Annotated in this window: 17 protein-coding genes; 7 read left to right on the top strand and 10 right to left on the bottom strand. The window is 54.3% G+C overall.

Annotated elements, in window-relative coordinates:
* Positions 1–42 precede the first annotated feature (42 nt).
* Both ACTH3S_RS02130 and ACTH3S_RS02125 read right to left on the bottom strand, forming a co-directional pair.
* Entirely contained in the window at positions 43–699 is a 657-nt protein-coding gene (locus ACTH3S_RS02130) for a TetR/AcrR family transcriptional regulator (RefSeq protein WP_441807372.1), read from the bottom strand.
* Between the two features lie 60 nt (positions 700–759).
* Positions 760–1629: a hypothetical protein gene (locus ACTH3S_RS02125; protein ID WP_441807371.1), complete on the bottom strand. Its 870-nt coding sequence runs from the start codon at positions 1627–1629 to the stop codon at positions 760–762.
* Positions 1630–1818: 189 nt separating this feature from the next.
* Between ACTH3S_RS02125 and ACTH3S_RS02120 the strand changes: the two genes are divergently transcribed.
* On the top strand, positions 1819–2448 hold the full coding sequence (locus tag ACTH3S_RS02120) for a riboflavin synthase subunit alpha (protein ID WP_441807370.1): 630 nt from the start codon (positions 1819–1821) through the stop codon (positions 2446–2448).
* Positions 2449–2461: 13 nt separating this feature from the next.
* Here ACTH3S_RS02120 and ACTH3S_RS02115 read toward each other — a convergent pair whose 3' ends face one another.
* From ACTH3S_RS02115 to ACTH3S_RS02100, 4 genes are all read right to left on the bottom strand, one after another.
* On the bottom strand, positions 2462–3604 hold the full coding sequence (locus tag ACTH3S_RS02115; RefSeq protein ID WP_441807369.1) for a class I SAM-dependent methyltransferase: 1143 nt from the start codon (positions 3602–3604) through the stop codon (positions 2462–2464).
* Between the two features lie 140 nt (positions 3605–3744).
* Positions 3745–4824 (bottom strand): methyltransferase, encoded by a 1080-nt coding sequence (locus ACTH3S_RS02110; protein ID WP_441807368.1) that lies wholly within the window; start codon positions 4822–4824, stop codon positions 3745–3747.
* A 32-nt stretch (positions 4825–4856) separates the two neighbouring features.
* Positions 4857–5537 (bottom strand): carbonate dehydratase, encoded by a 681-nt coding sequence (gene can / locus ACTH3S_RS02105; protein ID WP_441807367.1) that lies wholly within the window; start codon positions 5535–5537, stop codon positions 4857–4859.
* Positions 5538–5620: 83 nt separating this feature from the next.
* Positions 5621–10510, bottom strand: a complete 4890-nt coding sequence (locus ACTH3S_RS02100; protein ID WP_441807366.1) for an NAD-glutamate dehydrogenase — start codon at positions 10508–10510, stop codon at positions 5621–5623.
* Positions 10511–10640: 130 nt separating this feature from the next.
* Here ACTH3S_RS02100 and ACTH3S_RS02095 point away from each other — a divergent pair, with 130 nt between their 5' ends.
* Genes ACTH3S_RS02095 through ACTH3S_RS02070 form a run of 6 tightly spaced genes read left to right on the top strand, consistent with a single transcriptional unit; the run spans position 10641 to position 17621 of the window.
* Complete coding sequence (locus ACTH3S_RS02095) at positions 10641–11603, top strand: AAA family ATPase (RefSeq protein ID WP_441807365.1); 963 nt, start codon at positions 10641–10643, stop codon at positions 11601–11603.
* Positions 11604–11611: 8 nt separating this feature from the next.
* Positions 11612–12544, top strand: a complete 933-nt coding sequence (locus tag ACTH3S_RS02090; RefSeq protein WP_441807364.1) for a DUF58 domain-containing protein — start codon at positions 11612–11614, stop codon at positions 12542–12544.
* A complete protein-coding gene (locus tag ACTH3S_RS02085) occupies positions 12541–13011 on the top strand; it encodes a DUF4381 domain-containing protein (protein WP_441807363.1) in 471 nt (156 codons plus the stop codon). Before ACTH3S_RS02090 ends, ACTH3S_RS02085 begins: the two co-directional genes overlap by 4 nt.
* Entirely contained in the window at positions 13005–14033 is a 1029-nt protein-coding gene (locus ACTH3S_RS02080; RefSeq protein ID WP_441807362.1) for a vWA domain-containing protein, read from the top strand. The genes ACTH3S_RS02085 and ACTH3S_RS02080 overlap by 7 nt, the downstream gene beginning before the upstream one ends.
* On the top strand, positions 14026–15855 hold the full coding sequence (locus tag ACTH3S_RS02075) for a VWA domain-containing protein (protein ID WP_441807361.1): 1830 nt from the start codon (positions 14026–14028) through the stop codon (positions 15853–15855). The genes ACTH3S_RS02080 and ACTH3S_RS02075 overlap by 8 nt, the downstream gene beginning before the upstream one ends.
* Entirely contained in the window at positions 15849–17621 is a 1773-nt protein-coding gene (locus tag ACTH3S_RS02070) for a BatD family protein (protein ID WP_441807360.1), read from the top strand. The genes ACTH3S_RS02075 and ACTH3S_RS02070 overlap by 7 nt, the downstream gene beginning before the upstream one ends.
* 21 nt (positions 17622–17642) lie before the next feature.
* Here the strand turns inward: ACTH3S_RS02070 and ccmI are convergent, their stop codons facing one another.
* From ccmI to ACTH3S_RS02050, 4 genes are all read right to left on the bottom strand, one after another.
* Positions 17643–18917, bottom strand: a complete 1275-nt coding sequence (ccmI, locus tag ACTH3S_RS02065; protein ID WP_441807359.1) for a c-type cytochrome biogenesis protein CcmI — start codon at positions 18915–18917, stop codon at positions 17643–17645.
* Between the two features lie 77 nt (positions 18918–18994).
* Complete coding sequence (locus tag ACTH3S_RS02060; protein WP_441807358.1) at positions 18995–19474, bottom strand: cytochrome c-type biogenesis protein; 480 nt, start codon at positions 19472–19474, stop codon at positions 18995–18997.
* Entirely contained in the window at positions 19474–20010 is a 537-nt protein-coding gene (locus ACTH3S_RS02055) for a DsbE family thiol:disulfide interchange protein (RefSeq protein ID WP_441807357.1), read from the bottom strand. Before ACTH3S_RS02055 ends, ACTH3S_RS02060 begins: the two co-directional genes overlap by 1 nt.
* Complete coding sequence (locus ACTH3S_RS02050) at positions 20007–22019, bottom strand: heme lyase CcmF/NrfE family subunit (protein WP_441807356.1); 2013 nt, start codon at positions 22017–22019, stop codon at positions 20007–20009. The genes ACTH3S_RS02055 and ACTH3S_RS02050 overlap by 4 nt, the downstream gene beginning before the upstream one ends.
* Positions 22020–22058 lie beyond the last annotated feature (39 nt).

The raw sequence follows: 22058 nt of genomic DNA, 5'->3' as shown, positions 1-22058 counted from the left end.
CCTAACCGAGAGGGTGCAGTTCAGGCAACCGGGATCTTGCTGTCAGCGGGGGGGAATCAGCAAGGCATCTTGGGCTTGCATGCCAGCGGCCAGGAACGGCACAAGGCGTGCGGCGATTTCCTGAACGGTGGTTTCCACGCCCAGCTTGTTACGCAGAATGTCCTGCAGTGCATCGCTGCTAGACATGGTGAACGCAGTCGCGCCCAGCATAAACTGAATACGCCAATAACGATCTACAGCTGAAAGCTGCGGTGTCGCCCCTTTTAACAGGCTCATAAAGCGGCCGAAAGGGTCGCTGTATTCCTGCTCAAGAAACTTACGCAAATGCCCTTGCGACTGGGTATACGCCAGCCCCAGAAGGCGCATAAAAATCGAAATACCTCGCTCATTTCGCTGCGGCATTCGAACAGCGCTTTCTGTAAGCGCCCAAAGCGTTTGATTCAGGGTAGGTGGTGTCCCTTCGCAACGGGCCTCAAGCTCATCAAATGCAGTTCCGAGAGTTGATGAAAACGGTGTCAGAAAACGACCAAAGACAGCTTGAATCAGCGCATTTTTGGAGCCAAAGTGATAATTGACAGCCGCCAGGTTTACTCGGGCCTTGCTGGTGATCATGCGCAGTGAAGTTTCTGAAAAGCCCCGGTCGGCGAACAGTTCTTCTGCGGCATCTAATATTCGGTCAACAGTATCAGACTGGGCCATGTTGTTTTCGGTGCCTCTAGCAAACGTCTGTTTGAAACATACGTTTGACGAACATCTATGTCAAGTTCTGTCCTCTGGCTCCGCTGCTACTGACTGCCAACCATGATCAATGGCATTCTGATTGCCTTCAAAAAAAGCCGTTTGAACCCGACCATAAGCTTTTTCTGCCTCAAGAAGATAAATCAGATAAAGCCTTATGTGCTCGCGCCGGGATAGGGTTTGAGACAGGGTTCTCTGTTCCGACAAACTTAAAAGACTGCTGAACCGAGTGTTTTTCAACGCGGGATTAAAGTCGCCCATGCGAGCGCACTGCCAAATCAATCCATCGCTTCCCTCAAGGTGCTCAGCGTGCTTTCGCGCGTCTCGCATCATTCGTTGACGCTTGATTATCAAGTCCAGATAAGAGGGTACTGAAGTATAGATGCCGCGAACAACGGGGATGCCAAGCAACAAAATAATCACAAAAGCGCCAAATCCACCTCCGGCAATCCAGGCGGGCACAAAACCTGTCAAGCCGCTGAGAAACACGGTTGCAGCCACTAACGCACTGAACAACCACAAATCCCGGCTGCGACGCGCCGCCGCAACACTGAAATTATCCGGCCAGTCGGTCATTGCCAACAGATCAAAATCCATCAACAGCACCCGATCGCACTGGCGCAACATCAGCCTAAGCTTCCGCTGACGAGATTCCGCCTGCACTTGGCCTGCCTCTTCAAGACTCTCGGTGTTTTCGTCGTTCTCTGGCTGCCCGCTGTGTTCTAACTGGGCTTCACCTGCATCACTATTCGCATTTTCCTGGCCATCTTGCCCCGCATCCTCCGCGCCCTTAACGGGCACCGGGATCGGGTCGGCTGCACGCCCTGGCCGCAACACCGGGCCCTGGGTTGTTCCTGCTAATGCCTGCGCGGCAGTTTGGTTCTGAGCCATGACGATCCATCCAATGCGTTAAAGAGCCTATGTCACTCAAAATACTCCTACCTGAGTATCGACAGCGCGTTCTAAACCTTGAGCCGAGCCTTTCAAACTTACTTGCCAGCACCCAAGCTTGGCAACTGCAACCTGGCTCGTTATGCTTTCTGCTTTGTGCCGCACTCCGCTCTCTAAAGAGGTTTGATTATGTTTACAGGTATTGTCCAAGGCATTGCTGTTGTTGAAGAGGTTATTGCTGCAACCGGGCTGAGCACCTTCGCAATCAGCCTGCCGGACAACAACGCAGAGGGCGTCAGTATTGGGGCGTCTGTGGCCATTAATGGCACCTGCCTGACTGTTACCCGTCAAGCGGGTAACACCCTGTTCTTTGACGCCATGCACGAAACCCTGAAGCTAACAACACTTGGCAGCCTGGAGCCGGGGCATACTGTCAACTTTGAACGGGCAGCGCGTATTGGCGATGAAATCGGCGGCCATTTGCTGTCGGGGCACATTCACGCAACCGCGAGTGTGGTTGAGATTCTGCGGCCGGAAAACAACGTGACCCTTTGGTTTGAAGTTCCGAACCAATGGGCCGGCTACATTTTTCCGAAAGGTTATATTGCGATCAACGGCGCCAGCCTGACCATTGGTGAGGTCGCAGGCAATCGATTCAATGTTCACCTTATTCCCGAAACTCTACGGGCCACAACTTTTGGCGCAATAAAAGAGGGTGTGTCGGTGAACATCGAGATCGACAGCCAAACACAAACGATTGTGGATACGCTGGCGCGCTTGGGTTACAGCAGCAACGACGGCCCCGCTCCATCGCTTTAAGATGACACAGCAATCACCCGAGCCAAGCTTCGAAGACAACAAATTTAGGGTTTGCATCTAGTTGACGAACTTGTGGAAAAAAGCGTCGCAAGCTCTTGTGATAACCAAGATGCCGGTTCCCCACCAGAAGCAGGCGGCCCGCCCCTGACAGGTTCTGGGACGCCTGCTCAAAAAGCCTCAGAGCGATATAATCCCCCACTACACCACCTTCGTGAAACGGTGGATTTAAAAGAATTTGCTCAAATGGCTCGTTGTCACCGGCCACGCCATCTGAATGCACAAACAAAGCCTTCGCATCTGGAAATGCGGCCTCTGTATTATGACGGGCACTCAAAACGGCTTGGCTGGACACATCACTGAAAGTTAGCTCGATATCTAATCGCTGAGCCAATGCACTCAGGCCGAGAACGCCATTGCCGCAAGCAAGGTCCAGAACCCGCGCGCCGGGTGCGCATAGCTTCAGCACCGAGGTAAGGTGAGGCAACATCAGCCGTGTGCCAATATCCAGTTTTTCCCGAGCGAATACTGCGGGCATGGCGTCAACGCCCACACTGCTATTCTCCAGCTGATAACCCTTCCAAGTGCCGGGCCAGTTGTCCAGTGTGGCCTGGCCGCGACCGCAGGTGATCACACGGGCTTTTTTTGTCGCGCGGCTCACGTTCTGAACCTCCACCGCGCCCGCAAACACGTCCACACTGCGATCGGGCAGGTGCTTGATCATTCCAGCAGCCAGCATAGCCCCGCCAGGTTTGAGCACACTATTGGCCCAACGCAACAGCCAGGCCAGATAGGCAGTTTCCCGGGGGATTTTCAACACGACCAGGTCATAAGTTCCGGCGGGAGGCTGCAACCAGCTATGTATCTGTGGTGGCACCGAACTACTGGGATTTTGGCTCGCATTCAGCGTCAACGCGGCCCCTAGCTGAGCATTGTCAGCCACCACATCCGGCGAAAATTGAGACAATCCCAGGGTCAATGCCCCGTATTGATCATCAACCACCAGAATCCGGGAATCAGATCCAGTTTCTAGGCGGTTAAAAGCTTCCTGCAAGAGGAGTTCGTCGGCGGCGCTCCATGCGCGATGGCTCGGATCATCAGTGCCAGGGCGACTCAAAGTCAGGCTACCACCGGGAAAGTCCAACACAGCGGTTGTCATATCAGGCATCCAGAAGCAAGTTCGTTTAAAAGATGCCATTTTAGGCTGATTACTCTAGAAAATAACCCTAACGTTAGCTTTGTTCACATTAAGGAATCTTTCCTTAATCTTTTTGCCCCTCACCCCAGGGGCTTTTTTCGTTATTGCCCTCGAAAAGCACGGTAAACCGTAAAGCGCCGATCTTCACGTAGCCGCTCAACACGGCCGATGTAGCGTTTTATCAGAGACTCGTAAGGCAGAAAACTGTTCGCTACCAAACGCAGCTCGCCACCTGGCTTTAAATGCCGCTTCACGTCCTGAAGGAATTTTTCGGTCATGGAGGTGTCGGTTTTTACACCTGTGTGAAAAGGCGGATTGCTGATAATGACGGGCCAGAGGCCGTCAATACTCGCGAGACCGTCTGAGGCGTAAATCGTGCCAGCAGCGCGACTACGTTGGTAGGTTTCCCTTGCACAGATAACGGCCTGCGACTGTACATCCACACCGTCGACACTGGCTACAACCTCTTCACGCCCAACCTGCCAAGCCTGAATCCAGGCACCGATAACGCCCGCACCGCAGGCGAAATCCAGCAGCCGGTCAGCCTGAACTGGCTGTTCCTCTAGCGTCTCCAGCAACATACGCGTGCCACTATCCAAGCCATCGTGGCTGAAAATTCCCGGCAACCCGGCAACCTCAACAGACACGCCTGCACTCTCAGCAGTGCCCCAAGTTACCCAGTCCCGAACCCGAAACCCGGGAGCCGACTCGATGTCTTCTGCACACCAAACCTGGCAGTGACGTGCACTGTCTACCTTGAAAGCCTGCGGGGCAACAGCTTTAAGCTGTTTGATGGCGCCGGCGATGCCTTCCTTTTTTTCGCCAACCAGTATTAACCGCGCCTTGTCTGTGGCAAGCGAGCGTGCCAGTGCCAGACGCATTTCCAGCTCGGCACGGGCTTTGGGCAAAAATACCACAAGGGTGTCGTAGCTATCTTGTACCAGCCCGGCGTCTTCATAGCCGAAACAAGCTTGCCAGGTTTCATGGCGCTCAAGGGCACGAAAAACACCGGCGTGCTCGCTCATGGCGAGGCCACTAATTGGAAGCTCTGGCAAGATGTGCGCGGATGCGACACCCAGCAGAGCCAATCGGCCAGACAGCAGGTGCTGGTTTTTAAGCAGCGCCTGATGGGAGTTGGGTAAACCTGTGCCAGGTAAATCAGAGTTAGATGAACTTTGCATGAATTGGAAACGGCCGTGTTGCGTATAGAGAGCTAGACTTTTTTCTGACGACCAGAGCGTACCGGACGCAAGATCAGCTCATCGAGACTGTTCTGCTTAATCTCCTCCCAGTCGTCAGCGCCGGAAACCCACAACCCCATGTCTCGAAGTAATCCGTCTGCCACATCGTATACAAAACCGTGAACGTTCAGCCGTTGGCCTCGTTTCCAAGCTTCCTGAACAATGGTGTTCTGGCACACATGCCCTACTTGTTCAATCACGTTCAGCTCACACAGTCGATCGATCTTATCCTGATCACTGCTACTGGAATCGAGAACACTCTGGTGGAGATCGCGTACATCCTGAACATGCCTCAACCAGTTACTGATCAGCCCAACACCTTCATTGTGCAGAGCGGCCTTAACGCCACCACAACCGTAATGACCGACCACAAGAATATGCTTAACCTTGAGCACATCTATAGCAAACTGCAGTACGGACAGACAGTTGAAATCTGTGTGCACCACTACGTTAGCAACGTTTCTATGCACAAACAGCTCGCCCGGTAGCAGGTCAACAATCTGATTGGCCGGTACTCGGCTGTCAGCACAGCCAATCCACAAATATTCCGGCGCCTGCTGGTTCGACAAACGATGAAAAAACTCCGGATCTTCAGCCTTGATGCCATCAGCCCAAGCCTGGTTTTTTTCAAGAAGGTGGTCCAGTTGACCCATGTACACTCTCCATTTCGTGATTCCCGTCCACAATTGAACGGGAATCATGGCTTCAACGCAATACTCTGTTGGTCTGGATCAAGTCATAATGTGCGTTTGGCCTGACTATCACCTTCTGGCTGGTGCAACGTACTTTGCGCCAAATCAAGCAGCTCACGCAGGGCAACAGAAAACATGGCGTATTCAGGCTCCCTTACACCTTTGAGCTCTACCAGCATGGATTTCCACCGATCGATCATATGGTCATGCCGCTGCATCCAGCTTTCAACGCACGCCGGCACATCTTTCGGCTTGTCCGCGTGGTTAAGCACCCCGGTGGTCAGCGCCCGCTGCTGCCAGCCCAAGTCTTCGCGGAAGCTTTCCCGCGCCAGTGCCTGCCAATGTGATGCGGGCTTGAGGCTGGCGATCGTGGCACCGAACCAGTTGAGATCAAGAAGATCACCCAGTTCGTAATAGAGATTGGCCACTGTTTTCAGCGGCATACCTGTCGCCTTCTGAGCTTCAATAATGCCAAGCGAAGAGTACAAATACCCTGTGCCGGCCATCACAGAAGCCAGATCCGCGGGCAACCCCACTTTCTCCAGTGCTTTATTGCGCTTCTCCCAATCGGTGCGAGCCTGCCCCGCCAAATAATCCGGGAGCCCTGAAGTCATAGCCCAGACGCTGTCGGCGAAGCGCTCCATGTGCCCATCAATGCTCAGTTCTGCCCGGCGGTTACGCAGTAGCCACTGCACGGATCTGCGCATCAAGCGCATAAGATCGCCCATCAGCTCTATCTGTAGTTGCGCTGGAACATGGAAATCCAGATCTTCGATCCTATCCCACCAACTGTCTATCCGGAACACATCTCGGGTGATCAGCCAGGCAAGAGCGATGGTTGGCGCATCGGCACCGGTGGACTGGTTCAGCCGCTCCACAAAGGTAATACCCATGTGGTTCACCATGTCATTGGCAATCTGCGTGGCAATAATCTCCCGTCGCAGTTGGTGCTCTCCCAGTTCTTTTGAGAAGTTCTGGGTCAGATCCCGGGGAAATATTTTATACATCTCCCGGGCAAGTATCGGGTCGTCTGGCAAATTGCTGTCTATCAGCGTCTGCTTCAGATCGCCTTTCACATAGGCAATCATAACCGCCAGCTCCGGGCGGGTGAGCCCTTGTTTGTTTAGCTTGCGCTCAGTCAGCGCCTCATCATCCGGCAGAAACTCCAGCGCCCGATTCAGCTTGCCTTCGCTTTCAAAGGTGTTCATCAGCCTGCGGTATTCTTCAAGGCGCGCAGCTGCATCTTCGTTGGCAATACTGATGGCCTGGGTTTGCCGATAATTGTTTTTCAGCACAAGCGCTGCCACATCGTCTGTCATATCTTCCAGCATGATGTTGCGCTTCTTGGCCGTGAGATCCCCCATAGCAACGCAGCGATTGAGCAGAATCTTCATGTTCACTTCGTGGTCTGAGCAGTCAACGCCGCCGGAGTTATCAATAAAGTCGGTATTTAACCGCCCGCCGTTCAAGGCGTAATCGATACGTCCAAGCTGAGTCATGCCCAGGTTGCCGCCCTCACCCACAATGGCACAACGCAAATCACCGCCGTTGATGCGTACGCCATCGTTGGCTTTATCACCCACATCACTGTGAGACTCGCCACTGCCTTTCACGTATGTGCCTATGCCACCTACCCACAGCAAATCAACCTGAGCTTTCAGGATCTGGGAGATCAGCATGTTTGGCGGCATTCGATCCGAATTGATGCCAAGCAGCTTTTTCATTTCAGGGCTGATCGGTATGGATTTGGCGTTTCGGTTAAACACGCCACCGCCTTTGGAGATCAGCTTCTCGTCATAGTCTGTCCACGCCGAACGCGGTTTCTCAAACAGCCGCTTACGTTCTTTGTAGCTCTTAGCGGAATCGGGAGACGGGTCCACAAAAATGTGTATGTGGTTAAACGCGGCCACCAGCTTGGTTTTCTCGGAGCTAAGCAAGCCGTTACCGAATACGTCACCGGCCATATCGCCAATGCCAATGGCGGTAAATTCGTCTTCGGCTGGGTTAATACCCACTTCACGGAAATGCCGCTCCACAGACACCCAGGCACCCGAAGCGGTAATGCCCATTTTCTTGTGGTCGTAGCCGTTACTGCCACCAGAGGCGAAGGCATCGCCCATCCAGAAGCCGTATTCCGCCGCCAAGCCATTGGCTATGTCGGAGAATGTGGCGGTGCCTTTATCGGCAGCGACAACCAGGTAGTGATCGTCTGAATCATGGCGAACCACACGCTCTGGCGGCTGAATGCCTGAATCCACCAGATTGTCGGTAATGTCGAGCAGGCCGCGAATAAACGTTTTATAGGCGGCAATGCCTTCTGCCTGAAATGCCTCGCGATCGGAGGAATCTGGCAGGCGCTTGGCCACAAAGCCGCCCTTGGCGCCCACAGGCACAATCACCGCGTTTTTCACCTGTTGGGCTTTTACCAAACCCAAAACCTCAGTTCGATAATCCTCAAAGCGATCAGACCAGCGCAGGCCACCACGAGCAACTTTGCCACCACGCAAGTGAACACCTTCCACGCGCGGCGAATACACGAAGATTTCGTATACCGGCAGGGGTAGCGGCATGTCTGGAATCCGGGAAGGATCGAATTTCACACTGATGTATGGTTTTGGCCCGCCCGCTTCATTGAGCTGATAGTAGTTTGTGCGCAGCGTGGCCTGCATCAGCTCCAGATAGAGCCGCAAAACACGGTCTTCACTAAGATTTGCCACTTCTTCCAGCCCAGCATTGAACTCAATTTCGAGTTTCTGCTGTGCTGCCTGGCACTTGCCCTCGCTTTGAAAGCGATCTGGGTTGAAGCGAACTTCAAAATACTCCAGCAAAAGCCGGGTGAGCCCTACATGGTTCACCAGCGTGTTGGAGATAAAGGTTTGGCTGTTGGAGAAGCGAATCTGGCGCATGTATCGGGCAAAGGTGCGCAACAGCGCAATTTCTCGCCAGCTCATGTATGAGGTAATGAGCATGCGGTTAAACGCGTCGTTCTCCGCCTCGCCATACCATACCCGGTGGAACAGCTCTTCAAATATGGGCCGAATCCGATGGATATCGACCACCGTTCCGCCGTGGGCGTGAAGCGTGAAATCGTGAATCCAAACGGTTTTATTGTTGCGATCGGTTACCTCAAACGGGTGTTCGCCCAACACCCGGAAGCCCAGATTGTCGAAAATGGGCATAACATCAGACAACGGCAGAGGCTGATCTGGGTAGAACAGTTTGAAGTGCAATGTGCTTTCATCTTCCTCCAGCGCCCGATAAAAGCTCATGGTCAGGTCGTTATCGGTCGACGCAGCGGAGATGTGCTCAAGATCAATCGCAGCACGGCGCGGCGAGAACATGTCTGTGTAACTGGCCGGAAAACCTCCCGCCCAGCACCGGTAAAGCTCATTCCCCTGCTCTTCACCACAAGCCTCGATTAGCGCGCCCGAAAGGCCATCGCGCCAAGACTGAGCCATCTCAATGACCGTTTCACGAATCGCGGCAATCGGCAGTGTGCGGTTTTCTACCTGGGGTACCCGAATGGTGAACTGAACCCGAGCCAGCACAGACTCCGAGAAGTGTGTAACAAACTCGATGTCTTCGGCCTCCAGGCGATCCATAAGCACCTGCTCAACTTTCAGCCGAAGTTCGGTGTTGTAGATATCCCGCGGGAAAAAGGCCAAGCAGGTAACAAACTGACCGTAAACATCTTCGCGCATGAACAACTCAATGCGCCGACGTTCCTGTATGTACAGGATATTCTTTGCCACTTTCAGCAATTCGCCTTCCCCAATCTGGAACAGCTCGTCTCGGGGGTATAGCGTAAGAATTTGCTCCAACTCTTTGCCAGCGTAGTCTTCGCGCAAAAACCCGGAGCGCTTTATGACATTTTCACACTTGCGCCTAAGCAGCGGAATCTCGTCGGGCCGCTCATTGTATGCGCGGGAGGTATACAGCCCAAGAAAACGGCGCTCGCCAACAACCTCACCTTTTTTATTGAATTTTTTAACCGCAATATAATCTGGGTACGCTGGGCGGTGAACTCTTGAGCGCTGTGCAGACTTGGCAAAAATCAGAATATTTTCTGCGCAGGTCATTTCATTGCGGGTACGCTTTGGGAGTTTATTAAGCTGAACGCGTTCAGGACGCTCGTTGTTTACCCGCAATATGCCCAATTCGGAATTTGCTACTCGGTTAACGGTCATGCCCGACTTGTCTTTAACGAAGTCGTATTCGTCATAGCCAAGAAAGGTAAAGTGGTCGCGCGCCAGCCACTTGAGGAACGCCTTTGCTTCGTCTTTCTGCGCACTGCTGATGCCCGCCGTCGTCGCATCCAGCTCTTCAATACTATCGTTTACTTTGTCGGTGACCCGCGGAAAATCAGCCACAGCAATTCGCACTTCGTGCAATACGGTTTGCAAGGTTTCCTCAAGTTTTCTGAGGTCTTCCGGATTGCTGTGCCGGTCTATTTCCAGAACAATAAACGCTTCATAGTCAGACGGCGGTTGGCCTTTTTTGGGCGGCGTCAGCTCTTTTAGTTTCCCGGTTTTATCGCGCTCCATCTTCAAAATGGAATGCTGTATCGAGTGGGTGCCAATTTCTTGCTGGTTAACCGCTATACGCAGCGAGTCAATCAGGAAGGGAATGTTTGGGTGCAGGATAAACACAACGGTATGGGTGGATTGCCAGCCATCACTCTCCAGCTCGGGATTGAATACCGACACAGGCGTTTCTTCGGCGCTGCGATTTTGCAGAAATTGCCAAGCTGCCAATGCGGCGCCGTAGGTATCGGAAAAACGCCGACTGAGCAGCTCCTCTAACGGAATGTGGGCGTAATGCTGTTTTACAAATTCGCTGATTTTACCGGCTTCGGCTTTAGCAATTTTTTTTGAAAACTCTTCAGCCAAACGCTCAAAAAACTGATCTTTGCTAGCCACTGTCAGCGCATTCATGGGCAACCTCAGATAGTGTGAAATAAACGTAATCGGGATATCGTGAGATAAGCATAGTCAAACCCTTGATTTTTGCCGCCTAGACACCAAAACTGCGGCAACTACTTACGCACGAGAGCAATCACTTCCAATGTCGTTACAGCATACGTTCGGTGAGTTACGTTCACAGTTAGCAAAAAGGATTATCGGACAGGCCAAACTGGTTGATCGTCTTCTCATTGCATTGCTTGCCGACGGGCACCTTCTGGTAGAAGGTGCACCTGGGCTGGCAAAGACCACAGCCATAAAAGCCTTGGCGGATCACCTCACAGGTGATTTTCACCGCATTCAGTTCACCCCAGATTTGCTGCCTTCAGACGTGACCGGCAGTGAGATCTACCGGGCTGAAACCGGGCTGTTCGAATTCCAGCGCGGGCCGATTTTTCACAACCTTGTGCTAGCGGATGAAATCAACCGCGCTCCGGCCAAAGTACAGTCTGCTTTGCTAGAGGCCATGGGCGAACGCCAGGTGAGCGTGGGCATGCGGACCTTCCCCCTTGATCGCCTGTTCATGGTGATGGCTACCCAGAACCCAATTGAGCAGGAAGGCACTTACCCTCTGCCCGAAGCCCAGCTAGACCGCTTCCTGATGCACGTTGTGATTGGCTACCCCTCGGCACAAGCCGAACAGGCCATTTTGCATCTGGCCAGGCGCGACTACCGCCAAGGCCAGCCCGACGCTGTTATACGCCTAACCGCCGATCAGGTTTTCGAAGCCCGGTCTGAGGCAGCCGATGTGTTCATGGCCGAATCGGTTGAGGAATATTTGTTGGCTCTGGTACTGGCAACAAGAGATCCGGGCACACTGGATCCGGAACTGGCACGCTGGACGGCATTTGGCGCCAGCCCTCGGGGCACGATTGCCCTCGACCGCTGTTCTCGTGCCATTGCGTGGCTAGACGGCAGAGATTACGTAACCCCGGATGATGTTCGGGCGGTGGCATTCGACGTGCTTCGGCACCGGATTTTGCTGACCTTTGAAGCCGAGGCTGAAGGCATAACGGCCGACACAGTGATACAGCGCCTGATTGACCGTGTGCCAGTGAGCGCCTGAGGCTGGACATGGATGTAACCGACAGCGATGCAATAACCCGCATCAGCCTGCAGGCACTTATTCGCCTGCAGGCTGATGCCAGGGCGCTGAAACTGCCATCAGCGCGCCCGGCGCGAGCACGGCAGGCCGGTCTACAGCACTCGTCCCAGCGCGGGCGAGGAATGGCGTTTGCTGAAGTACGGCTGTATCAGCCAGGCGACGATATCCGCAGCATTGACTGGCGTGTAACCGCCCGGCGCCAAGCCCCCCACACCAAGCTCTACGAAGAAGAACGAGAACGCCCAGTACTGCTGCTGTGCGACCTAGGTCCCACGCTTTTCTTTGCCAGTGCCGGTGCCTTCAAGCAAGTGCGCTGTGCTCAGCTTGCGGCCATTCTTGCGTGGCTCTCGCTGTCGGCAGGCGATCAGGTAGGCGGTATTGTCTTTAACGGCAACACTTTGTCAGTTCAACGCCCGGCAAGGCGCAAAAAATCCGTACTGCGGCTGTTGGATACTCTGGCCAGCCAGCAACGCGCATCGATCGATGGCTCGGCATCAGAAACTACCCTTGATATGGCTCTTGCGGAAGCACGAAGAGTTGCCCATACCGGCAGCCGTATCTTTGTAATCAGCGATTTCCTTAGCTTATCGAACAACACCACGTCGTTGCTGGGAGCGCTTGCCCGCCACAATAGCGTTAGCGCGCTAAGGGTTGTTGACCCGCTGGAACAAGAGCTTCCCCAAAGCGGTCGTTTCGCCATTGCCGGAGAAGAAGGCCCGGTGTGGTTTGATGCATCTAACAACCGCTTTCAAAAAGCGTGGCGCGAAAAGATCAGCCATCACGAAGCCGCGCTTGAAGAGTGCTTTCGTTTGTCTGGTGTCCACGCAACCGATGTTTCAACCCGAGAAGCACCGGCGGTGAGCCTTAAATCCATACTTGGGCCCGGAGGTCGAATCGGATGATGCCCGACGATCCTCTTAGCCAACTTCGAGATATTCACTTACCACAAGCTGGAGGCTTTTGGCCGCCGGCGCCTGGCTGGTGGATTCTGGCGTTTGTGCTCCTTGCTTGCGTCGCGGCACTGGTTTGGCTGGTGCATCGTCGCCACCACCGTAACCGTTGGCTGAGACTGGCAAAAGCTGAGCTGGCAGACCTCGAACGTACGGCCGCGAAAGAGCCACAATGGTTTACGCAACTGAATACGCTGCTCAAACGAGTAGCGCGGGAGCGCTACCCGAACGAACACCCTGAAGCACAATCGGGCGAACAATGGGCCGCCTACTTGTTACGCCATCTACCCGATGACCAAATGACACAGCAACCGGTTGTGGATGCGCTGGTAAACAGCGCTTGGCAGCCGGTGCCAAGCGCTGAACCTGCACAGGCTTTGGGTTTTGCTCGTACCTGGCTGGAGGCACAAAAATGCTGAGCCTAGCCTACCCTTGGGCCCTGCTGCTGATTTTGGTGCCCCTGCTGCTACAGTGGAAAAAGCCCACTGCACATACCGCGGATGCTCCGGTTTTCCCTGTTGGCCACTGGCTTTCAGATCTGCCCGGCGTTTCTCGCCAAGGCAATGCCGTGCCTCGCTGGCAAACTCTGCTGCTATTACTGGCCTGGGTGTTATTGGTGCTGGCACTGGCACGGCCGCAGCATGTGGGCGAGCAGGTTCAGATGCCCGTATCTGGGCGCGACCTCATGCTGGTTGTGGATATTTCGCCCAGCATGGAAGAGCGGGACATGGTTATTCATAGCCGCAGTATTAACCGCTTACAGGCCGTTAAAAGAGTCCTGAACGAATTCATTGCCCGCCGGGAGGGTGACCGGCTCGGCCTCATATTATTCGGCACAGAACCCTACGTTCAAGCGCCCCTGACATTCGATCTCGAAACCCTTGAGACACTTTTGCAAGAATCAGGCATCGGCATGGCCGGACGGGCAACCGCCATCGGCGATGCCGTTGGCCTAGCCACCAAGCGATTAAGAGACAGACCCCAGCAGCAGCGGGTGGTGGTACTACTCACAGACGGCGCCAACACTGCTGGCCAAATCACGCCAGACAAGGCAACTGAAATAGCAGCCGCTGCCGGTGTTCGCCTCTACACCATTGGCATAGGTGCCGATTCCATGATCCAGCGAGGGATGCTTGGTTCCCGCCGGGTAAACCCTTCCAGAGATCTCGATGAAAACCTGCTAACCCGAATGGCCCAACAAACCGGCGGCGAATATTTTCGCGCCCGCAGCTTACCGGAGCTGGAGCTGATTTATGAAACCATAAACAAACTTGAACCTATTGAGCTGGATGGCAAATTCTATCGGCCAGTTACCGATCTGTTTTTCTGGCCAACAGGCATGGCGGCGGCTCTCTGGTTGAGTCTTTTCCTTGTCCTGCGTCCCATGGGCAAGTTCATCCGGGCTCGCCAACACTCAGGTAGGAGCGTGAATCATGGCTGATTTTCACTTCCTGCGCCCGCTCTGGCTTCTGCTGTTATTGATGGTGCCGGTACTTTATCTAGTACTGAAGCGCAAAGGCTCTGGCGACAGCGGCTGGTCTAGCCTGATTCCTGAGCAGCTTTTATCTCCGGTAATCCGTCGCTACGGTGGCGCTTCAAAGAAATCAGGATCAAGACTTTTTCCAGCAATCAGCGCAGTTGTTATCCTAGCGGTAGCCCTTGCTGGGCCTGCTTGGCGTGAGGCACCTACGCCCCTGAAAAAGCCAGGAGACAGTCTGGTGATTGTGCTCGACCTGTCGTTATCCATGCTGGCAACGGATCTTGAGCCAGATCGCCTTACCCGGGCAAAGCGTAAGATCCGCGATATTCTCGCAATCCGTGAAGGTGGCCTCACCGGATTGGTGGTGTATTCGGGAGATGCCCACGTGGTGACCCCATTAACTGACGACAGCAGCACGCTCACGGGCATGCTTAATGTGCTCGACCCAGTCATCATGCCGGTTCAAGGCAATCGCTCTGACCTGGCTGTAGCAAAAGCCCGCACCCTTCTGGAACAGGGCGCTCCGGGCAAGGGTCGCATTCTGTTGATTACCGATGGCGTGTCAGATCGCTACACAGTGCCTATCAGCGAGGCGCTAACGAGTACCGGTTTTACCCTAAGCACTTTGGCGGCAGGCACCCGTGATGGCGGCCCTATTCCACTTGCCCGGCGTGGCTTTATTCGAGACGGCGGCAGTATTGTCATAGTGCGCACCGACCCCGACATGCTTGCAGAGCTTGCCCGAACCAATGGCGGGACAAGTCATGAACTAACACTGGATGACAGCGACATAACCAGCCTTAGCCTCAGCCCCGAGGAATCAGATGAATGGCAGGACGCAGACAGCGGGCTCACCATAAACCGCTGGAAGGACGACGGTTACTGGCTGTTATGGCTAGCACTGCCGCTTTTGCTTCTGGGCTGGCGCCGGGGGGCCTTTACCGCCATGGCGTTGATTCTGTTACCCGCGATACCTCAGCCGGCTGCAGCCATGGATTGGGGCAGCCTCTGGCAGCGCGAGGATCAAAGGGCTGCAGAACTGATTAAGCAAGATGCCAGCGCAGCCGCGGAGTTACTCAAGTCGCCAGAATGGCGGGGCTCCGCGCTCTACAAAGCTGAGCGTTATGAAGAAGCCGCCAATGTCTTCAGCGCAACGGAGTCGGCTCTGGCCGATTACAATCGAGGCAACGCCCTCGCCCGGGCCGATAAATTAGAAGAAGCGCTTAAAGCCTACGACAGCGCTCTAAATCGCAACCCGGAGTTGGAAGACGCCCGGGTAAACCGGCAACTGGTGGAAGACCTACTTAAAAAACAGGAAGAGAATTCCAGCCAGGATCAGGATGGTGACGATCAAGACGACGGTGATCAAGATGAGGGCGATCAAAGCGATTCGGATTCATCCGGGGGTAACGGTCAGCAGCAAAGTGACGATTCCGAATCCTCTGGGGAAAACCAGAGCCAGGATGGCTCACAAAGCCCTCAAAATTCTGACGGAGAACCTGAGCAGCCCCAAGAACAGGGGCAAAGCGGCGATCAGGAAGAATCCGGCCAAGAGTCATCCGAAGATGCATCTCAAAGCGGCGATTCGAACGCCACCGGAGCGGAACCTAGCAGCGAAAAGGCTCAAACACCAACCCCGGTATCCGAAACACCTTTGACCCAAAGCCAGGAACAATCACTGCGACGAATTCCTGATAATCCTGGCGGTCTTTTGCAAAGGAAATTCCTGCAACAATATCAGGAACGCCAGACACCATCCGATAAAGGCGATACACCATGGTAAAACCGCTGATCATTCCGACAATCCGGCTGGTGGTTTTGGCGGCGTTGATGATTCTCTGGCTACCTGCCCTTGCGGGTGAGCTCACCGCTGAGCCCGACAAAACCCAGCTGTACGAAGGCGATGTTTTGACACTCACCGTCAAAGGCAGCACAAAGATTGACATTAGCCTGAGCAATATTTTCGATTTTGATATTTCTAGCCTGCCTGCACCGGATATTGAAAAGGTGTCTCCCGACTTCGACATACTGGCCCGTAATCAGCGCTACAGCATTCACACCGTAAACGGCGAAATGGTGGGCGAAATAATCTGGACCTACCAGCTTTCACCCAAATCAACCGGGGAGCTCACTATCCCTGCCCTTACCTTTCAAGATTCCGCATCCAGCCCGGTAACCATAGAGGTAGTAGACGGCAACCCTCCAGGTGACGAGAACGCAAACCGGGACAGTTTTATAGAACTGACCGCCGACAAGGCGGAAGTCTATGTTCAGGAACAGCTCATTCTCACTGTGCGGCTGTTTTTTCGAGGCAACCTTATTCGCGGTGAACTGTCCGACCCTCAACACCCCAATGCCATCATAGAAACCCTGGGCAAGCAGCAGGAATCTTCGCGCCTTCGCGATGGTGTGCGGTACCGGGTGGTGGAACGACGTTATGCGTTGTTTCCACAAAAGCCTGGCACATTGAACCTGCCAGCCATCCGATTTGAAGGCCAAGCCAGGGCTGCAGACGGCTCACTTAAGTTTTTGCGGGACAGCGCACAGTTGTTTGAGGTGCAGGTGAATGATGTACCTGCACAGTTCAGCGGCTCAACCTGGCTCCCGGCAACCAGCCTGACGTTGGCTGAGACGGGCATGCCGCCAACATTGAACCTGGAAACCGGAGACAATCTCACTCGCACACTGAGCCTGCAGGCCACCGGATTGCCCTCAGAGGCCCTGCCGCCCTTACCTGAATCTGTGCCAGACGGGCTTCGCATTTATCCTGAGACACCTCAACGGGACACCAATGTCGGTCCCGATGGGCTCACGTCAACCCTTACCCAGACCAGAGCGCTGGTTCCAGTGGAAGCGGGTAAACTCACGTTGCCAGCGATTCGCATCCCCTGGTGGGATACGGAATCCAATAGCGAAAAAGTAGCCCTTATTCCCGCGCAAACTCTGAACGTGATCAGTGCAAGTGGTGAGAATAACGCGGCTGTGCCCGTGGCAAGTTCACCAGATAGCCAGAGCACTCCACCGGAAACCAGCCGTGACAAAAACATTGCCAGCGCCATGGATAAAACCGACAACGGACAGTTCTGGCAATGGGTCAGTCTTGCGCTGGCTGGCATCTGGATACTAACCATGTTGGCTTGGTGGCGAACCCGTAAAATGCCCTCCCCATCACCAGCCAACATCGAATCATCAGGAGCTGGGAACGAGCAAGCGGCATTCGAGCTACTACTTAATGCTGCAAAGGAAGGCCGTGCTTCCACGCCGGGGCTGTTTGTAAGCTGGGCCAATGCACGCCTTCCTGGCCACGGCTTTTGCTCAGCAAGGGACGTTTTCCGGACATTCCCGGAATCTAACCTGGAAACGGAACTCAGCAAACTGCAGGGGCACCTATTCAGCCGCGATCATGCAAGGGAAGAGAGCGGAAACGATGGGTGGAATGGCCGCGAATTGACCCAGGCGCTCAAACAAGCCCGGGGTAGAATGGAAAGCGCATCTTCAGAAGCGGGTTTGCCGCCGCTCTACCCCGGCAAACTCTCGGTGTCGGGGTAAGGGGGCAAGCCGATGGACAGCTCAGTCGATCAGCTGCTTGTCTATAACCAGTGCAGCAGGCGCATCTTGATCTTCGGAAACGGCAATGGGGGAATCTGTGCTGCCCTGCCAATCACCCGACTGAGCATTGATATTGCCTGAGCGTGTCAAGCGCGCTGTGACAACCACTTTCTCTACGCCAGATATCACTGCTTGCGGCGCCATAGCATGGCTATCGTCCAACCGGATCTCAACGGGCAGATCACCAGCGGTTAGTTTGACCACGGCCAAGGGCGGCCCGGTTTTTACATTGGCGGCACGGGCAAACAGGAATAGCGTGGTGTCTGCGGGGATGTCCTTCTGGAATGCCTCATCAAGAGTCACTCGAACGGTTACGCCCACACCGCCAGCCTGTGACGCCACAGCTTCATTCGCTGCTGGAGGCTGTTCCCCAAGGCGCGTGTACGCCTCATTTATACCGCCCTGAATCGAAGCCAACTGCGGGTGATCAGGCGCGACCGTCTGGACACGCTCCCAGTAGTCGATTGCCTCGCGGTAGTTGCCCTGACTGAACGAATGAATACCCAGCAACCCAAGCGAATTCACCTCATCAGGGTTCAACGCCCTCGCCTCTTCAATAGCAGATGTTACCTTCTCAGTCATGGCACCTTTACTTCGGAAAAACTGTGCTTGAGCAGCCAAGCCCAAAGCGACAGCACGGGATCCATCATCTGAGCTAACGGCATCAGCCAGTTTGCGAAATGCCCAGGCAGCGTCTTCGTGCCGCTCTAAGCGCATATAAGTCTGGCCAAGCATGGCCCAACCGTCTGGGTTATCGGGGCTGGCTTCAAGCCGCGTACGCAACTGCGCGGTAAGCTCGTTCATTTGAGCTTCACGGGCTCCATCGGAGGTGCCCAGCTCTTGCATGGCAATGAAGGACTCAACGCTTTCCATCGCGCCCCACTCTTCATAAAGCAAGACGGTGGCCGCAGGGATCAGCAGTATTGAAATCAGAGCCACTGCCATAGCAGACTTGCGGCCGGGTAAGGTTTTTTGGGGGGCTTCGTTTTCCGGCACATCGTCCAGCATGGCGCCAGCAAGTTCGTCCCGGAGTTGTTGGTAGGCTTCTTTATCAATAATGCCTGACTGGTGCTCTTTTTCCAGCTCGCTCATCCGGCTGCGATAGGCCATCAGGTTTTGGTTTCGAAGGTCGGTCTGCTGTCGGGCACCCCGACGATGGAACATCACAGGGTAGAGTACAAACCCCAAGGCAAAAATGATCAGTACCGTTGCGGCAATCCAAAAGGTTTCGGTCATGGAGATATCGTCACAGGTTCAAAATGAATAAAGCGGTGCATGTCGCTGCCAAGCCAGGCGTTTGCTCTGCGTGCAGATCAGCCTTTGCCGTGCTGATTCCGTTCCGCAAGCATTTTATCAATCCGGGCCCGCTCTTCAGCGCTCAGTTCCGGCGTGGCCGAGCCTGCCCTGCGGGAGCGAACAACCACGCCAACCACCAACAGAAAGCCGCCCAAAACTGCAATGGCAGGCGTTGCCCAAAGCATGAAGGTACGGCTGTCGAAATCAGGCTTATACTTCACAAACTCACCAAAGCGACTGACCAAAGAGTCGACTATTTCGTCGTTGCTATCGCCATCCAACATCATTTGGTAAACAGCATTTCTCATATCTTTGGAAATAGGCGAGTTTGAATCTGCAATGTTCTGGTTCTGACACTTGGGGCATCGCAATTCAGCGATAAGGTTCTGATAGCGCTGCTCTTCACTGCGACTTTCAAAATCGTAAACTGCCGCCACATCGGCAACGGACAATCCAGATGCCATCATCGCCATAAAGAAACATAGAATACGGAGCATCAACCGTTCTCCCGTGCTTCGTTAATCACTGGCAACAAAACTTGCTCCCACACCTGTGCATTCACAACGCCCACATGGCGATAACGCACCACACCCGCTGCATCAACTACGAAGGTTTCCGGTGCACCGTAAACGCCCAAATCAAACCCCAGAGTGCCTCTTGGGTCATAGATAACCGTGCGGTATGGGTCGCCTAGCCGGTCTAGCCAGACCAAAGCATCGTCGCGGTTATCTTTGTAGTTCAACCCAATGATCGTCACGTTTTTTTCTCGAGCAAGCCACATCAGGTCCTCATGTTCATCCCGACATGCAGGACACCAGGTGCCCCACACGTTCAGCAGGGTAATCTCACCCTGGAACAGGCTCTCATCCAGAGCCTTTTCAGGCGCATTCAAATCCTTGAGGCTGAATGCGGGAACCTGCTTGCCTACCAACGCAGAATCGAGCTTTGTCGGATCCTTACCAATACCCTTGAACAGAACAACCCCTACTATGACGGCCAGCAGCAAGGGCAAGAACAGCAGAAAGCGTTTCATGAAACAGCTCCAGCAGGGTCTTGAGCATCTTTTTGTGCCGGCGGCACGTGTGTTGAGGGCGTTGAGCGCTCAGTAGCCCGCTCACGAATCCGATAACGGCGATCTGATATGGCCAAGAAGCCACCGGCAGCCATAAACAAGGCCCCCAGCCAGAGCCAGCGGATCAGTGGTTTATATTGAAGCCTGATAGCCCAAGCGTTATCAGAGATTCTTTCGCCAACGGCAACAAAGATATCTCGGAACAGGCCGCCATCAATGTCTGCTTCGGTCATAACGCTCATTCCAACCGCATACTGGCGTTTTTCAGGGTGCAGATCGGCAACAAGCTTCCCGTCTCGCATGACATCAAAACTGCCGTACTGGGCCGTGAAGTTCTTGCCTTGGCGCTCACCGATACCCTTAAAGACGAATTGATAGTCGCCCACTTCTGCGATATCACCAGGCACCATGCGCACATCGCGCTCAATGCCATAATTGGATACAACGGTTGCGCCGGCGATGGTGAGGGCCAAACCAAGATGGCCAAGGACCATGCCGTAGTAACTGCGGGACTGGCGCCTGAGGCCATGCATACGCCCTTTTTTAGACGAGGACTTATCCCGCAGATCCCAGAACGTTGCCGTGGTTATCCAAACCGCCGCAAACACGCCAAGGAAGGCCCAGGGTGTGAACCCGCCATAACCAACCATGACGGCTGTGCTAATCAGCACGCTTATCGCAAGCGGCCACAAGAGCTTGCGCGCCAGCCAACCGGCGTCGGTTTTCTTCCAACGGGAAAAGGTGCCGACACCAAGCAAAAGAGCGGCCGCCACTGCAAGCGGGCTAAAGGTAAGATTGAAGAACGGTTCGCCGATAGAGATTTTTCCCAGTTCAAAGAAATCAAGAACCAACGGGTACAGGGTACCAACCGCTACCAGCAGCGTTGCGGAGACCAGCAATACGTTGTTCAGCAGCAAAAATATTTCCCGGGACAGCGAGCCGTAGCGTGAGCGTACATGAACAACCGGCGCTCTGAACGCGTAAAGTACCAGGCTTGCTATAACAGTGAATGCCATAAGTGCCAGCAGGAAGGTGCCGCGCTCAGGGTCAGATGCAAAAGCATGAACCGAGGTAAGCACACCGGAGCGAACCAAGAAGGTACCCAGGAGGCTGAGCGAGAAGGTGACAATTGCCAGCAGTACTGTCCAGCTTTTGAAGACACCACGTTTTTCTGTCACCGCCAATGAGTGCATCAGAGCCGTCCCAGACAGCCATGGCAATAAAGAAGCGTTCTCAACCGGATCCCAGAACCACCAGCCGCCCCAACCAAGCTCGTAGTACGCCCACCAGCTTCCGAGGGCAATGCCCACAGAGAGAAATGACCAAGCAACGGTTGTCCAAGGCCTTGACCATCTGGCCCACGCGGCATCCAGACGGCCGTTAATCAATGCTGCAATAGCAAAAGCAAAGGCCACTGCGAAGCCGACATAACCCATATAGAGCATAGGCGGGTGAACGATCAACCCAAAGTCCTGCAGAAGCGGGTTCAAGTCTGCACCGTCAGCCGGCACATTAGGCAACAAACGATCAAACGGATTAGACGTAACCACAATAAAGAGCATGAACCCGACACTAACCATGCCGAGAACCGACAGCACCTGTGAAATCATCACGGCCGGCAACCTCCGGCTGAAAACGGCCACGGCCATGGTCCACCCAGTCAGCATCAGTATCCAAAGCAGAAGGGAGCCTTCGTGGCCACCCCATACAGCGCTGAACTTGTAGTACCAAGGCAGCATGCTGTTGCTGTTGTTGGCAACGTAGGCAACTGAGAAATCGTCGGTTAAAAATGCGTGGGCAAGCAAGGCAAACGCCAATCCCACGAACACAAACATGCCCGCAGCCAGCGGCCGCGCAAACGCCTGAAGGTTGTCCCGGCCGGTGAGTGAGCCCACAAGGGGTACAACTGAAAGAAGCACTGCAAGCAGCAGTGCGAGTATCAGTGCAAGCTGTCCGAGTTCGGGATACATCAAAGCTCTCCAGGAATCAGGCTGTTGATTGTGATGGGT

It is taken from the genome of Marinobacter sp., from assembly GCF_052094685.1.
Lineage (GTDB): Bacteria > Pseudomonadota > Gammaproteobacteria > Pseudomonadales > Oleiphilaceae > Marinobacter.
This window is presented reverse-complemented; position numbering and strand designations above follow the sequence as displayed.